Consider the following 15,572-nt stretch of genomic DNA (forward strand, 5'->3'; position numbering starts at 1 on the left):
TTGTATGAAGCGCTTACCATAATGACAAGTCTTTTACGTGTCCTTATTTTCCCATGCTCGTTCCAGTCTCATTCGGCACATGGGATGTTTGGAGCAAATTTAATAAAGCGATTGGTTCAATGACCAGAAAAAGCGATCTACCCTCACACTGGTAATGAGGATATGGATCGCTGTATACCGCCATGCTGTGCACTTTTGGAGATCATTTTTTCGGCTTTTTCGTTCTCTCATCCAAAGCATTCAGTTGATCAACATGATAATGCATATCCTGCATGATTTCATTGACTTCATTGTTTATGGTCGTTTCAACTTCTTGAATTTTACTTAAATCATTTTGTGCATGATGTTGGCTGTCCTTGATATGACTTAATTCGTTACCTAGTTGGAGCGTACCGTCAGCCATGAGCTTAACCCCATCGGATATGGAAAGAATATGAGAGGAATTTACCGAAATTCGCTCTCTAACCGTATTCATCGTTTGTTCAAAAGTAGAAAAAGACGAAAAACTTTCATTGATTTTCTCATCAATGGCTTGAAGCTGTGACGTGATATTACCTGCGGACTCCTCCGTTCCATGAGCCAATTTGCTCACTTCCTGAGCGACAACGGCGAAGCCCTTGCCATGCTCGCCAGCACGTGCGGCTTCAATAGATGCGTTTAAGGCTAAAATTTTCGTTTGTCTGGAAATTTGGGAGATGACGTCACTCATTTCATTGACCACATTCGTCATGCTAATCAATTCATCCATTAATCCGCGCGTCGTTTGAATGTTATGACTCAATTGTTCATTCAATTGCTGAATTTCCATGAATTCATGGGATGTTGTGTTCAGCTGATGACTAAATTGGTTTAATTCCTCATACTTCCTCTGATAATCACTAACGAATTCCTCTAATTGCTCAAAATTACTTAGAGATGCTTTCTTTAATCCTTCAATATTATGTAAATTGCTCTCTATACTCTTCGTCACATAGGCTGCAGAAGTATTCACATGCTCAAGCGTGGATTTCATGTTAGCTAAGAAAACAGGAAGCTCGTCTTGAAGTGAGTTTGCATCATCAGAGACAATAGAAAGTGAGTCTATGACCTCTAAGATTTCTTTCGCAGATGGCCGGTCACCTTGATTCTCACCAATATAGGAATATCGAATGGTTTGGTTTTCATCAATCATATAAGTGCTTGGAATTGCAATTCGGAATGAGTCCCATTTAATTGGCGTGAAAACCTCATAAGCTTTGATCACTTGTCTGGTTTCATCCGAAAGAATCGGAAATTTAATGCCGTTGGCATTCACATAATCTTGAATGTTGGCCAGCTTTTGACCTGCAATGGCAATGAGATTGATGCCCTTTTCCAAAAAACGTTCATAATACTCATTAAGCTCCGGCATCTGTTTCTGGCAGTTATGACACCATGTCCCACGCAAAAAAATAATAACTAATGGCTTGCCCTTAAACTCTTCCAGTCCTCTGATTCCCTGCGTAGAATCTAATCGAAATGGCGCTGCTTTTTTTCCTATAGATAAACCTTTCTTAGCCATGCTGCCACCTCAGTTTTGCATATTATTCGTATATCGCTGTTTTCAGTTTAGCTGAAAACCAAGGGGATTGCTACCATATTTCGGATAAAAATATTAAAAATCCGACAAAAAATGACCCATTTCTAGTCCAACAGCCTAGCGGGTCATTTCATCCTTAGGAAGACAATCTTTGACAGGAGGAAAAATCAAGGATAAGGATAACCATCGGAACGCAAACATATGTTCTTTATTTTTTTATCTATTTGTGATAATAATAAGAGGTAAGCCTAAAAGCAATGATAAAAATAATTAGAACCCAAGGAGCTGATTTATCATGACAGTACGATTAACCCCTTATCTAGTGATGGACGGAAATGCGAAGGAAGCAATTCAATTTTATGTAAAAGCATTGGATGCCAAAGTTCTCTTTACCCAAACTTTCGGTGAGATGCCGGAAAACCCGGATTTTCCTCTACCGTCAGACGCAAAGGACAGATTAGGACACGCCATGTTACAAGTTGGTGAAACGCACTTGATGTTCTCCGATACGTTCCCAGGTCAGCCCCTTCAAAAGGGAGATAACGTTACCATCTGTATAACAACGAAAGACAAGGAAAAATCAAATCAATTTTATGAAGCCTTGAAGCAAGGCGGTTCAGTAGGGATGCCGCTCCAAGAGACTCATTTTAGCCCGGCTTATGCACTGGTAACCGACAAGTTTGGTGTAACCTTCCACATTTTCACTGAGGGGACATCCATGAATTAAAGTTATTTGCTAAAAACGGCTCTGTTCGCTGCTTTTGCGACAAGGGCCGTTTTTCGTTCATGAATACCAAAAAAGAGTCTACTCTGTCATCACAGATGCGGCCTGAAGCACCATTTCAGCTAAGCTAGTATTCTTCACCCCAGCGTAAGGATTATCAAGCATAATCCGCAAAATTAGCGTATCAAAATAAAAAAACGTATAGGAGATCAATGACTTGCATCAATTGTTTAAAGAGATCAGCAATAAACACGAGGTAACTGTTTATGATACTTTCGAGTTATATGGCGAGAAAGGAAAATTTCGAGTCATGCAATTTTCTAATGAGGCCATACAAGGTGCAATGGATTTGAATAATCCGGACCGCATTTTGTTTGAATACCCGAGGGCAATTATCCACTTAATGTTGTTTAACAACCCTGCTTTCGATGACGTATTTGTTATCGGACATGGGATTGGGACAATTGCCGGTCATTTTTCGGAGAAGCGATTTAAAGTAGCCGAGCTCGACGACAAAGTAGTGGAGTTAAGTAAGCGTTTCTTCGGGTACAGCAAGGATAATGTGGTCATTGGTGATGGTCGTCAAATTCTCAGCAGTGAAGAACCACACACTTATGACTATATTGTTTTGGATGCCTTCACGGATAAGGGAACCCCGCAGCATTTTACATCTATAGAATTTTTCAGGTTAACCAGAGAAAAACTCGATGCCCAGGGAGCAATCATTATGAATCTGTTTGGCAAAGGTGAAAATGACAAGCTAACTAACGCCATTCATTCGACTCTTAGCGAAGAATACGCCTTTACCAAAGCGTTTTCACTACCGTCAGAGGGCGCCAGGGACATACAAAATATGATTATTATCGGCAGAAATAAGCCAATCGGGTTTCAAGCACGTCAAATGGCAGGCTTCACTGAAATTAAGCTTGGACAAGGACATATCATTATGGATAGTGATCCACACAAGAATATGCTATAAATCCATTAATTGATTCAAGCTTTGACCATAATTCTATTTTATTTTTGCGAGCTTCGAAAAAATACGATTTAAGCTGGATTTTATGAATATTACTCTCTTTCAATTTTACTATAATTCGGAAAACAAAGATCTGATAATTCAAGTTTCCATACCCCTTTTATTATACAAGCTGCCCATAAATAAAAAGTTAAGTGATATAAAAAGAAAAAAGGCATGTTGCATTAGCAACATGCCTTTAACCATTTAGATTTTAATCAAAATCGTAGCGTTGCTCTTTGAAGGGATCTCCATACATATGGTACCCATTCCGCTCCCAGAAGCCCGGCTTATCCTTCGGCATAAACTCAATGCCGCGCAGCCACTTCGCGCTTTTCCAGAAATATAGATGCGGGACAACCATACGGACCGGAGCCCCGTGGTCAGGGGTCAACAACTCACCATTGTGCCTAATACCGAGAAAAGAAGTCTCACGTAGGAAGTCTTCCAGCGGAAGATTCGTCGTCCAGCCATGCTCCGCATGCAGCATCACATGAGTGGCTTCCGGCTTCAGCTTCACTTTGCTCATAAGCTCCGCTACAGCAATGCCTTCCCACACATTGTCCAGCTTGGACCATGTGGTCACGCAGTGAATGTCGTTTGCGAACTCTTTACGCGGAAGCGCCATGAAGTCTTTATAGGAGATCTTGAATTCTTCCTCGACCAGGCCAAAGACACGCAAATCCCATTTGCTCATATCATTATAAAAAGGCACGGATCCATAATGTAGCACCGGCCAGCCTTGCGTTAGCGTTTGCCCAGGGGGAACACGATCATTCGGTTCCTGCGGCTTTTGCCCAAAAAACATGGAAAACCTCCATTCCTAGAACCATATATAGGGATCTTTGGTTGGAGACCAAAGTCTCTCCTTTTTAAGGGATCTTTGGTTGGAGACCAAAGTCTCTCCTTTTTAAGGGATCTTTGGTTGGAGACCAAAGTCTCTCCTTATTGGTCGTTTCCGATATAAGAAGCATATTCAGCTGGGGTAAGCAAGCCTTCCAATGCATCAGCACCAGAAACTTCAACCTCGACCATCCAGCCCTCACCGAAAGGCGCACTATTCACCAGCTCAGGTGAACTTTCCAACGTACTATTTACAGCAGTCACTTTACCCGAGATTGGGGAGAAAATATCTGAAACCGTTTTAACCGATTCCACACTCCCAATGCTTTCATTCGCTGTAACGGATGATCCGGTTTTGGGAAGCTCCACAAACACAATATCACCCAATTGATCTTGGGCAAAATCAGTAATACCTACGCGAACAATTGTATCCGACAGCTTCTCTACCCACTCATGCTCTTTGGTGTATAACAAATTGGCTTGTACTTCACTCATCGTTTTTACGCCTCGCTTACCAGCAAATTTTGCTTTTAGCTTAATCTAAGGGGAACATCAAAGTCAAGGCTCACACAGTAAATTTTACCCAACGAAGCCAGACTCGATTCTCCACCTCTCTTTTTAGAAAAATTGCAGTTGACAATCAACACCATCTGGGCAAATATTAATATCATAAAATAAATTGAATATTGGCGAATGATGGTATAGGGAGAGACCGCAGTTAAGCTCGCGGCGCCGAAGGAGTAAGCCCAGCAGTGGTGAATCTCTCAGGCAAAAGGACCTGTATCGGACGCAACTCTGGAGAGCTTCGATTTGCCGCAATGGCGGAAAATCGGACACCCAAGGGGAAACTTGACGGACCTCGAAGTCCGAAGAGGTAACTCTCAGGTAAAAAGGACAGGGCAAAAGGTATGTTTGTGTTGCATACGTTTTGCTCTTTTTTTGCATTTTTTGGGCAAAATACCTGTAGTACAAAATGTGGATCGAAGGTGAGGATACGAGCATGTTAAAACGAACACCGCTCTTCCCGATTTATGCGGAGCATGGAGCGCGAGTCATTGATTTTGGAGGCTGGGAGCTGCCCGTGCAGTTCGCTGGTATTCAAAAAGAGCACGACGCCGTCAGGCAGCAGGCCGGACTATTTGACGTGTCCCATATGGGCGAAGTCAGGGTAAGCGGAGATGACGCCCTCTCTTTTTTACAAAAAATAACGACGAACGATGTGTCCAAGCTGGAAGCAGGTCAATGCCAATATAGCCTCATGTGCTATCCGAATGGGGGCGTTGTGGACGATCTGCTCGTTTACAAGTTGGGCGACAACGACTACATGCTGGTTATCAATGCTTCCAATATCGATAAAGATGTGAATTGGATGCTGCAAAACCTCACAGGCCGTGTGGAACTCACAAACATTTCTGAGGAAACAGCGATGCTTGCTTTGCAGGGACCACATGCGGAACAGATTTTGGCTAAAGTAACAGACGCACCAATCCAGTCCTTGAAAACGTTTCGATTCCTATCCGAGGCGAATGTTGCAGGTATTAACGCACTCTTATCGCGCACAGGCTACACAGGGGAAGACGGCTTCGAGCTCTATATCGATCAAAAGGATGCTGTGAAGCTGTGGAAACTGCTTCTGGAGGCAGGCCAAGAACATGGTCTTATACCAGCCGGCTTAGGCGCTCGCGATACGCTGCGTTTTGAAGCTCGTCTCCCCCTGTACGGGCAAGAGCTCTCCAAAGATATTACGCCGCTAGAGGCTGGACTTTCCTTTTTTGTGAAGCTGGATAAAGGAGATTTCATAGGTCGTGACGTGATCGCTGGGCAAAAGGCAAATGGTACGCCTCGCAAGCTCGTCGGCATCGAAATGCTTGAACGCGGTATCCCGCGTCCGCATTATGCTGTCTTCACTACTGACGGTAAACAGATCGGTGAAGTCACAACAGGGACGCAATCTCCTACTTTCAAAACGAACGTTGGCTTGGCTTTAATCGATTCAGCTTACAGTGCGCTGGGTACGGAAGTGAATGTGGAAATTAGAGGGGCACAAGTAAGAGCTAAAGTCGTTGCCACCCCTTTTTATAAAAGAAAACCGTAAATTCATACATCTCAAGAGAGGAGCAAACCGACGTTATGAAGCACCGCTATTTACCAATTACAGAGCAGGATCAGAAAGAAATGCTGGAGACAATAGGCATCTCATCCATGGAGGAGATGTTTCAAGATATACCGCAAAAGGTTCGCTTTCAAGGCGAATTGAACGTATCGAAGGCGCTGGATGAGCAAGGACTGCTGCGTTATATGCGCGGTTTGGCGGGTCGCAATGCCGACTTTGACCGGTATGCCAGCTTCCTAGGCGCTGGCATCTACGATCATCACCTTCCGGTGGTGATCAATCATGTCATTTCACGGTCAGAGTTCTACACCGCGTATACGCCCTATCAACCGGAAATCAGCCAAGGTGAGCTGCAGGCGATATTCGAATTTCAGTCGTACATCTGTGAGCTCACCGGCATGGCCGTTGCGAACGCCTCGATGTACGATGGCGCAACGGCGCTGGCCGAAGCCGGCGCCCTAGCCAGCGGCGCGACGAAACGCAGCCGTCTGCTTGTGTCACGCGCGGTGCACCCGGAGGCGCGCGCCATCCTTCGCACGACCGCCCGCGGGCTGAACTTGGAAGTGGTCGAGATCGGACTCACGCCTGAGGGCGTGACCGACTTCGAGGACCTTACTTCCAAGCTCAGCGACGACGCAGCCGCTGTCATCCTCCAATCGCCGAATTTCTTCGGCTGCTTGGAGGATTTAGCGGCAGCGGAGCCCCTCGCGCACGGCGCGGGCGCACTGCTCGTCGTGAGCGCGAATCCGCTCACGCTCGGTCTGCTAGAAGCGCCGGGCAAGCTCGGCGCTGACATTGTCGTTGGCGACTGCCAGCCGCTCGGCATCCCTGCTGCGCTGGGCGGGCCGACGTGCGGCTACTTCGCCGTCGCCGAAAGCTGGATGCGCCGCATGCCGGGACGCATCGTCGGACAAACCGTCGACCGCGCCGGCAAGCGCGGCTTCGTCCTTACGCTACAAGCGCGGGAGCAGCACATCCGACGTGAGAAAGCCACGTCGAACATCTGCTCCAACCAAGCGCTTCTCGCGCTCTGCGCATCCGTGTACTTGTCCACGATGGGCAAGCAAGGCATTCAAGACGTTGGCAAGCTTAACGTCCAGAAAGCCCACTACGCGGCGAAACGTCTCACCGCTTCGGGCAAGCTCACGCTTCCGCTCACAGGCAGCTACTTCAATGAATTCGCCGTCAAGCTGCCGAACGGCACGAATATACAGGAGCTGAATAGTAAGCTCCTGCAGCATAACATCATCGGCGGCTACGATCTCGGCCGCGACTACCCCGAACTCGCCGGCCATATGCTAATTGCCGTCACTGAGCAAAGAACGCGCGAAGATATCGATGCCTTCGCAGATGCACTGGAGGAACTCGTATGAGCGAAAACAACATGAACGTGAAATCAGACGGCAAAGCGCTCATTTTCGAAATGAGCCACCCTGGTCGTGTCGCCTATGCTTTACCTGAATCAGATGTACCTGAGATTAGCTTAAACGATGCTCTACCTGCTAAGTTTGGGCGCAAAAATGCACCCGAACTGCCCGAAGTGTATGAAGTTGACGTCATCCGTCACTATACAGCCCTTTCCCGCCGCAACTTCGGTATCGACAACGGCTTCTATCCGCTTGGCTCGTGTACGATGAAATACAACCCAAAAATTAACGAAGATGTGGCCCGGTTCCCAGGCTTCGCCAAAATACATCCGTACCAACCGGAAGAATCACTGCAAGGCGCATTGGAGCTGCTCTATAACCTCCAAAATGACCTTGAAGCGATTACCGGCATGGATCGCGTAACCCTGCAGCCTGCAGCTGGGGCGCATGGTGAATGGACCGGACTCATGATGATCCGCTCCTATCACGAGAGCCGCGGCGAGAAACGGACCAAGGTCATCTGTCCCGACTCCGCACACGGCACCAATCCTGCCAGCGCGACCGTGGCCGGTTTCGAAACCATTACGATCAAGTCTAACGAACGCGGTCTCGTGAATCTGGATGAGCTTCGCAAGGCAGTCGGCCCAGATACCGCTGCACTGATGCTCACGAATCCGAACACACTCGGCTTGTTCGAAGAACAAATCGTCGAAATCGCCGAGATTGTGCATGCTGCCGGCGGACTGCTCTACTACGATGGCGCTAACGCTAACGCCATTATGGGCATCACGCGTCCTGGAGACATGGGCTTCGACGTCGTGCATCTCAACCTGCACAAAACAATGAGCACTCCGCATGGAGGCGGCGGACCCGGAGCTGGCCCAGTCGGCGTCAAAGAAAAGCTAATCCCGTTCTTGCCTACGCCGCTCGTGGCTAAGCGCGAAGATGGCAGCTTTTATTTTGACTACAACTATCCGCAAACGATCGGCCGCGTCAAAGGCTACTACGGCAACTTCGGCATCCTCGTCCGCGCATACACCTACATCCGGACACTCGGTCCTGAAGGCTTGAGGAAAGTATCCGAGTACGCCGTTCTAAACGCTAACTATATGCTTGCCAGACTGACGCCTTACTTCGATGTGCCGCATCCCCGCTTCTGTAAGCACGAATTCGTGCTGTCTGGCAACCGTCAGAAGAAGCTTGGTGTGCGTACCCTCGATATCGCCAAAAGATTGCTCGATTTCGGCTATCATCCGCCGACGATCTACTTCCCGCTCAACGTTGAAGAATGCATCATGATCGAGCCGACCGAGACGGAAAGTAAACAAACCTTGGACGAATTCATCGATACCATGATCGCCATCTCCAAAGAAGTCGAAGAAAACCCGGATCTTGTCAAAAACGCTCCTTACACCACCGTCGTCAGCCGCATGGACGAAGCCCTTGCTGCTCGCAAGCCTGTCTTGAATTGCTCCTGCGGGTAAACAATCAAACACAAAATAAACCCGCCACTTCAGCTGTTTCAGCTGGAATGGCGGGTTTTGCTGTTTATGAGATAGGAATAAGTTAGGTGGAATGAATTCTGTTGCATCATGTACAATGGAATCTCCTAAAGTAGCTGCCTAAAAGAGCTGCATTGCATTCTGTACAATGAATTTAACGTGTAATACCTTTGTAGTTGGGTTTAGAGACATTCTATTGTAGAAAATGCAATAGAATGCTTTATATTCGCCTAACGAGTTTAATTCTAATGTACAAAATGCAATGGAGCGATTAGAAAGGTAGAGGGGATCGTCGGTTATGCATTTTTTGTTCAGGGATTATGCGCCTTGCTCGTTTTACACCGATAATCGTTCCACTAACTGATGAGACTCTAGAACAAGGTCTCCACGGATGCTGCATGCATTCGGATTGTCCAAGCTATTCAGAAAATGCTGAACAACGCCAGCGAAGCCCCTTCTTTCAAGCACGGTGTCCCAGCTTCCGAAGGAACGTATGCGCGGTGCGGCACCTTTTTCATAAAAGACTGCGGAATCTAGATTCGTTACTTCTACCGATCGGCCGCTGCCGTGCAGCTCCACTTTTTCCAAATCAACACCTGCTAGTCTAACCATACTATATGTACCTAGCGAAGATCCGAATGCTAACGTCCCTGACGCGTGGAGCAGTTTGCCTGCTTCATCGACTTGTTGGCTAGATGTACTCACTTCATACGGGCTTTCTCCGATCCATAACAAAAGGTCCAGCATGTGGATCAGGTCATCATAAAGCGTCTCTTTGGCGCTATGACCTTGCTGCTTGATGCGATGCTTGACCGCTGAACACCAATCGAAGCCGCCAGCTTCCTGCAGCCATTGCTTAGCTTCGATATATAGGGGAGCAAATCTGCGATTAAACCCGGCTGCCAGCAGAACGCCTTTTCGCTCTGCATAAGAAGCCATCTGGGCGGATTGTGTCCAATCGTAAGATAACGGCTTATCTACATAGACAGCTATACCATGCTCTATGCTTTTCATAGCAATATCGTAATGGCTAGGTGTCGGACTATGTACGAAAACAGCATCCAATTCCTGTGCCAGAAGCTCATTCAAATTCGTTGTCCCGAACGGGATGCGATACTTTTCTTTTATCTTTTCAACCGTTGCCGGTGTGGAACTCATGATTCCTACGACTTCCACTTGTTCGTTTACTGACAAAAGAGGCAAATAAACCTTTTGCGCAATATCACCTAAACCGATGATTCCAATTCTTTTTCTGGTCAATTATACTTCACTCCTTATTTCTTTTCCCAACACTAAACGTCCAACCAACAACCCAAGTACAAGTAAAACAACGCCTACCAGCGTAGAGATACCATATATTTGTACCCACATCGGGGCATCCGTAAGTAAGGCATATACTTTTCCGCCAAAAATCGGCCCCAAGAAAGCGGCAAAGCCGGTGATCGCTGAATAAGTCGCGATATACATGGGACGTTCACTTTTCGGTGTGTCGCCAATGGTAAATGTAAATACCATCTGGTTAAACCCGCCCAGCCCAACTCCGAGAACGATATGTACGGCATACAGAACTACAATCGCAGGAATAACAGCAATCGCTCCCCATAATAAACAAGCTAGTGCAATAATCGGTAAGGACCATAACAGCAAGGTCTGGGCACTATGACGCGTATTCAAATTACCCCATACATAGTAGCTGCCCATCATGACAAGAGTATGAACGACAGTAATTAAGGAGACCGTTTCATAATTAATTTTCATCAGCTTAAGCATAACATAAGAGAAAAGCGGCACTGTCACCCCTTGAACGAATAAAAACACGGCTAAAAAGAGAATCGCTTTAAGAAAAGCGCGATCTTTCAAAGGCTTCCCAATCATCCCTACCGGATTTGATGCCGTGGATGGCTCGAAGGGGGGATTCGGATATAAAAAGAAAGCAAGAATATTTAAGACCACACAAACACTGCATATGATAAATAAATAGTTAAAGCCTTGCCCACCAGGATAACGGTCCAAAATTTGTCCGCCAATAAAGAGAGCAAGTGAACTTACCCCGCCCAATATCGTATTTCGCAGCCCGAAATATCGCCCTCGAACCGGACCCGGCACGGCATCACTTATGAGAGAAGTCCACACGATTCCACCCGCGGCATTTCCTAGATGGGCAACCGTATACAGCACGATATACATGACAACCCACAGATCTTTGGGAAAAAGAAAAGGAATTAGCCCTACAGAAGTCCATAACAAGCGGTGAGCAGAAGCGAAAATAAGCAGCATCCGTTTACGGTTCCTGAATTTTTGCATCACAACAGCCATACCAATTTGAATGATATTGACGACGGTTGTAACCGCCAAAACGAATCCAATCTCAGTTGAAGTCGCGCCCAAATACAGCAAATAACCAGTTAGGAAAGGACCGCCTAGCAGCTGAAAAATAATAACAGCCGGAAAACCCTCCAGCGTTGCTACGAGCAGACTTTTTCGGTAAAAGGACATTCTTTTCCTGGGTTTCCGCAAATTGTCCAGAAATTTCATAAGTTTACTCGCCTCCATTTGTAATTCTAATGTTGAGTGAATGTTCTAATAGTTTACAAGGTATAGGGCACTTATGGTAAAATAGGACTGACTACCTAATCTATCATGTCAGGCGGGATCATCGAATTACTATGAAACCTAACCATTTTGGTCTTATCACAAGCTCATTACTCTTTTTGACCTTTATTGTACTCTCTCTTGTGTTTCAGTCAACAACTTATTTGTATATTGCCAGTGTATGTCCGCTTCTCATTGTTCCTTTTCTTCCCGATATTCGGTCTAATCAGTTTATTAAGCCGAATCAGTCCAAAGGTGCTGTCCGACTAATTACAATGGAGAACAAGGAGAAGGCCGATTCCGATTTTCTTGTTATCTTGTTTGAACCAGGTTATATAAAGTGGAAACGTGGGAATCTCTTTTTCAATCTGGATGATATCATGAAAGATGTTTATATCAAACCAGATCCATTCGCAGCCACAATGACGGTGCTAAAATACGATCTATTCCCACATCGAAGCAAAAAAAATTGGGTCGGCATTTCCTTAGCTCAACTTGAGCAGCGCACCGAGCAGCTCTCTTATACAACCAATGAAATCAACCGTCTGGTCATTCAGATGTCCGACGTGAAAGAGTTGCTCCAAAGACCGATTGCACAACCGTCTTCAAACAGACAAAGTGTCGGCGCCTAAGAAGAAAAAGTCTACTAAGTATAAATCTTTAACAAATAAAAATCACCCAGCCTTGAGTTAAAGGCCTGCCATGAATAGGCAGGCCGACGATAACTCGAAGACGGGTGATTTTTTGTGTAAACCTATTTCAGTTCTTCGCCACACAAGTAAGCGGCAAGTGTACGGACCATGACTCCTGTTGCACCTTTGGGCTCAATGCCCTTCGCTGACCATAACCAAGCGGTGCCGCCCGTATCAAGATGGATCCACGGCGTTTCTTCGGCGAAGTAGCCGATGAACAGACCTGCTGTAATAGCGCCTGCCCAGCGATCCGATGAAGTCGAATTCTTGATATCGGCAACATCACTCTTCAGCATAGCGCGATACTCTGGATAGTTTGGCAGCTGCCAGACTTTTTCTCCAGCCGCCGAAGCTGCTTGGAGCAGCGGTTTTAAAAACTCATCATCGTTCGTAACAGCGCCAGTCGCCACATCGGCGAAGGAGATTAAAATAGCCCCTGTTAATGTGGCTACATCAATCAGGCGATTCGCTCCCAGCTGCTTTGCGTAGGTTATCCCCTCCGCCAATATAATACGGCCTTCCGCGTCTGTATTCAGCACTTCCACGGAATGTCCGCTTAGCATCGTCACGATATCGCCGGGACGATAGGCAGAACCAGACGTCATGTTCTCCGCCGCCGGAATGACCACGACCAGGTTCACTTTCGGCTTCAGTTGACCGACGACATGCAGGGCTCCAAGCAGTGTTGCGGCTCCGCCCATATCACTGATCATCTCTTCCATGCCATCGGGTCTTTTCATCGAGATACCGCCGGTATCGAAGGTCACGCCCTTGCCGACAAGGCCCAACACGTCGGCGGAGTCTGGATCACCCTTATACTGCAGGGTGATCATGCGCGCTGGGTTGACGCTGCCCGCGCCAACCGCGGTAAGTCCGCCCATCCCGCGGGCGGCAATCTCGTGCTCATCCAGCACTTCGCAGGCGAAGCCATAGTGCTGGGCGAGCCGAACGGCTTCCGCTGCGAGGGTAGCCGGGACGAGCTTATTGCCCGGGAGGTTCGTGAGATCCCGGGCATAGTTCGTGCCCTCCGCAACCGCCTCAGCGGCTGCGATCACCCCCTCCAGAAGCGCTGCATCCGCAGCCGCTTCTGTAAGCAACACCGCCTGGCGCAGCTCCGCGCGCGCTGGCTCGTTCTTGCGGTACGCCGCGATGCGGTATGTACCGAGGAGCAGCCCTTCGGTCAGCGCCGAGGCGGCTGACCGGCTGTCGAACCCGCTTGGCAGCTTCAGCGCCAAGCTTTCGAGCTGCAGCGCGAGGGACTCGCGCGCTGCAAATACTGCGGCTGCGCGCAGCGTATCGCGTGACGCTGCGGGGCCGAGCCCCGCAATCAGCACGTACGCGTACGGCAGCAGCCCGTGGGTTGGCAGCGCCTCGAGTTCGCCTGAGGCGCCAGTGAATAGGCCCTTTGCGCACATGCGCTGAAGGGCCTGATCTAGCTGCGGCACTCCGAGGAGAGCGTCCTGACGCAGCTCAGCTTCACTTAGGCAGACGAGGATTGCGTCTGCCCCCGTTTCATTATTCATCAATGACGTAAATAGACCTGTTGTTACACTCGTTACCTTAACAAACATAGATAATTTCTCCCTGCTCTTCAAGTTAGTTTCTTCAAATTAATAATAAGATGCGGCCTTCTGAACAACCGACTGCATAGGCAGCTGATAAGGACACTTATCTTCGCAAAGCGGTTTCACTTTGCAGGGGTCATGGTCTGCACAGCCTACTATTCTATCCTTTTGTCTTTGGAAAAATCCATCACCTTTGGGCAGCAAACCGAATTTTTCTCTAAATCTACTCGCAATCATGACATCCGGAATGGAAATTTCAAGCGGGCAAGAACAATAGTTGCAGCGTCTGCAATTATGCTGACCGAGTTGGATAGCCAATTGCTCTAGCTCCTGACGCTCCTCGGTCCCTACTTCTAGCTCCTGTGCAGCCAAGTTTTCTTGCACTTCCTTGATACTGACCATTCCCGAAATCGTCACATGCACATCTTGACTGTAAGGATAGCGGATCGCCCGATCAACCGGTTGAATGAACCCTCCGGACAAAGGCTTCATCGCCACTTTCATCAAATCCATCTCTGTTGCTTTGGGGATAAGCTCATCGAGCGCAAACGGCTGCGCCAAATTCAAATGAAACAAAATTTGTGAGAATTGCCCTGTAGCAATCCATTTTGCAAGCAGATCGGGACGGTGTCCGGAAATACCAATGAATCGTACTTTCCCTTCCCGCTGAGCTTCAAGGGCAGCTTCATACGCTCCGCCAATATCCATCGCCTTCTTAAACTCACTCACATAGTTCACATAGTGAATTTGCAATAAATCGACATGGTCCGTTTTCATCCGTACCAAACTTCGCTCAATCTCCGCTTTCGCCGTAGCATAATCGCGCGCGCCTGTCTTCGTCGCTAAGAAATACTCCTGCCTGCGATGCGAAATGCATTCGCCAATAATCTCCTCGCTGTTCCGATATGCCGCTGCAGTGTCAATATAATTAATGCCGTGGTCCAAGGCATAGTTCAACGCTTCTCTTGCCTGCTCTAGTGGTACACCTGGCAGATTCATAGCACCAAATCCAAGTGACGATACGTTGAAGCCAGATTTACCGAACTTCGAATATCTCAAAGCAATATCTCCCTTCCAATTAAGCGAGCGAGTTAATAAATAATTGCACTTGCAACTATTGTATTACAACTCAGTCCTACTTTCCATAAAACAGTTGATTGTATTGTAATCGTCACCATTTTATTCATTGACTCTAACGTAACCTGATTATTAACAAATGTATTGACAGTGAAAGTGATTATTAAAATCATTCTAATCGTGTTCATGATTTTGATAATCATTCTCAATGTATGCAAGAGGAACTAATGTGCGTAAATCATTATTAAAAATTCATCTATGGGTAAGTTTACTGCTAGGCTTATTCATTGTCGTCATCTGTACGACAGGCAGCCTGCTTGTCATTGAAAATGAGGTAGAGAAATGGATTCACCCCCAGCTTTATCAGGCTATATGTTTATGTTGATCCGGGTACCGCCCATGTACTTGGGCCTGTAGGACCCGAGCGAGACAATGCCCCAATGGCATTCTATAGCCCCTGGAAAAAAGGCCTGCACTCTGCGACTTGGGGGGGAACCGATAAAAATCGCGAGCTTCATCATAGG

Annotated in this window: 14 protein-coding genes and 1 riboswitch; of the genes, 7 read left to right on the forward strand and 7 right to left on the reverse strand. The window is 47.2% G+C overall.

Annotation, left to right across the window (positions count from 1 at the left end):
- Window positions 1-202: 202 nt before the first annotated feature.
- On the reverse strand, window positions 203-1,540 hold the full coding sequence (locus BLT91_RS06575) for a redoxin domain-containing protein (protein WP_141224937.1): 1,338 nt from the start codon (window positions 1,538-1,540) through the stop codon (window positions 203-205).
- Window positions 1,541-1,853: 313 nt separating this feature from the next.
- On the opposite strand from BLT91_RS06575, the gene BLT91_RS06580 reads away from it, so the two are divergent.
- Both BLT91_RS06580 and BLT91_RS06585 read left to right on the forward strand, forming a co-directional pair.
- The gene (locus tag BLT91_RS06580) at window positions 1,854-2,285 is read left to right on the forward strand and encodes a VOC family protein (RefSeq protein WP_090818378.1); all 432 of its coding nucleotides are present in this window, start codon (window positions 1,854-1,856) and stop codon (window positions 2,283-2,285) included.
- Between the two features lie 214 nt (window positions 2,286-2,499).
- Window positions 2,500-3,261: a spermidine synthase gene (locus BLT91_RS06585; RefSeq protein WP_090818382.1), complete on the forward strand. Its 762-nt coding sequence runs from the start codon at window positions 2,500-2,502 to the stop codon at window positions 3,259-3,261.
- A gap of 250 nt (window positions 3,262-3,511) precedes the next feature.
- Here the strand turns inward: BLT91_RS06585 and BLT91_RS06590 are convergent, their stop codons facing one another.
- Window positions 3,512-4,105: a sulfite oxidase-like oxidoreductase gene (locus BLT91_RS06590; RefSeq protein WP_090818385.1), complete on the reverse strand. Its 594-nt coding sequence runs from the start codon at window positions 4,103-4,105 to the stop codon at window positions 3,512-3,514.
- Between the two features lie 137 nt (window positions 4,106-4,242).
- The gene (gene gcvH / locus BLT91_RS06595) at window positions 4,243-4,635 is read right to left on the reverse strand and encodes a glycine cleavage system protein GcvH (protein WP_090818389.1); all 393 of its coding nucleotides are present in this window, start codon (window positions 4,633-4,635) and stop codon (window positions 4,243-4,245) included.
- 198 nt (window positions 4,636-4,833) lie between these two features.
- Window positions 4,834-4,930: riboswitch (glycine riboswitch) on the forward strand.
- Window positions 4,931-5,140: 210 nt separating this feature from the next.
- Between gcvH and gcvT the strand changes: the two genes are divergently transcribed.
- The 3 genes from gcvT to gcvPB are packed head-to-tail and all read left to right on the forward strand — an operon-like array spanning window position 5,141 to window position 9,104.
- A complete protein-coding gene (gcvT, locus tag BLT91_RS06600) occupies window positions 5,141-6,235 on the forward strand; it encodes a glycine cleavage system aminomethyltransferase GcvT (protein ID WP_090818391.1) in 1,095 nt (364 codons plus the stop codon).
- Window positions 6,236-6,270: 35 nt separating this feature from the next.
- The gene (gcvPA, locus tag BLT91_RS06605) at window positions 6,271-7,626 is read left to right on the forward strand and encodes an aminomethyl-transferring glycine dehydrogenase subunit GcvPA (RefSeq protein ID WP_090818394.1); all 1,356 of its coding nucleotides are present in this window, start codon (window positions 6,271-6,273) and stop codon (window positions 7,624-7,626) included.
- Window positions 7,623-9,104: an aminomethyl-transferring glycine dehydrogenase subunit GcvPB gene (gene gcvPB, locus BLT91_RS06610; RefSeq protein WP_302847463.1), complete on the forward strand. Its 1,482-nt coding sequence runs from the start codon at window positions 7,623-7,625 to the stop codon at window positions 9,102-9,104. The genes gcvPA and gcvPB overlap by 4 nt, the downstream gene beginning before the upstream one ends.
- A 354-nt stretch (window positions 9,105-9,458) precedes the next feature.
- Here the strand turns inward: gcvPB and BLT91_RS06615 are convergent, their stop codons facing one another.
- Entirely contained in the window at window positions 9,459-10,382 is a 924-nt protein-coding gene (locus BLT91_RS06615) for a Gfo/Idh/MocA family protein (protein WP_090818397.1), read from the reverse strand.
- On the reverse strand, window positions 10,383-11,657 hold the full coding sequence (locus BLT91_RS06620; RefSeq protein WP_254776813.1) for an MFS transporter: 1,275 nt from the start codon (window positions 11,655-11,657) through the stop codon (window positions 10,383-10,385).
- Between the two features lie 131 nt (window positions 11,658-11,788).
- Between BLT91_RS06620 and BLT91_RS06625 the strand changes: the two genes are divergently transcribed.
- On the forward strand, window positions 11,789-12,346 hold the full coding sequence (locus BLT91_RS06625; RefSeq protein ID WP_090818404.1) for a hypothetical protein: 558 nt from the start codon (window positions 11,789-11,791) through the stop codon (window positions 12,344-12,346).
- A gap of 122 nt (window positions 12,347-12,468) precedes the next feature.
- On the opposite strand, the gene BLT91_RS06630 is transcribed toward BLT91_RS06625, so the two are convergent.
- Window positions 12,469-13,977, reverse strand: a complete 1,509-nt coding sequence (locus BLT91_RS06630; protein ID WP_090818407.1) for a leucyl aminopeptidase — start codon at window positions 13,975-13,977, stop codon at window positions 12,469-12,471.
- A 39-nt stretch (window positions 13,978-14,016) separates the two neighbouring features.
- A complete protein-coding gene (locus BLT91_RS06635; protein WP_090818409.1) occupies window positions 14,017-15,030 on the reverse strand; it encodes an aldo/keto reductase in 1,014 nt (337 codons plus the stop codon).
- Window positions 15,031-15,277: 247 nt separating this feature from the next.
- On the opposite strand from BLT91_RS06635, the gene BLT91_RS06640 reads away from it, so the two are divergent.
- Window positions 15,278-15,433, forward strand: coding sequence for a PepSY domain-containing protein (locus BLT91_RS06640; protein WP_175532122.1), 156 nt, complete (start codon window positions 15,278-15,280; stop codon window positions 15,431-15,433).
- Window positions 15,434-15,572 lie beyond the last annotated feature (139 nt).

Source organism: Paenibacillus sp. yr247, assembly GCF_900103825.1.
Classification (GTDB): Bacteria; Bacillota; Bacilli; order Paenibacillales; family NBRC-103111; genus Paenibacillus_E.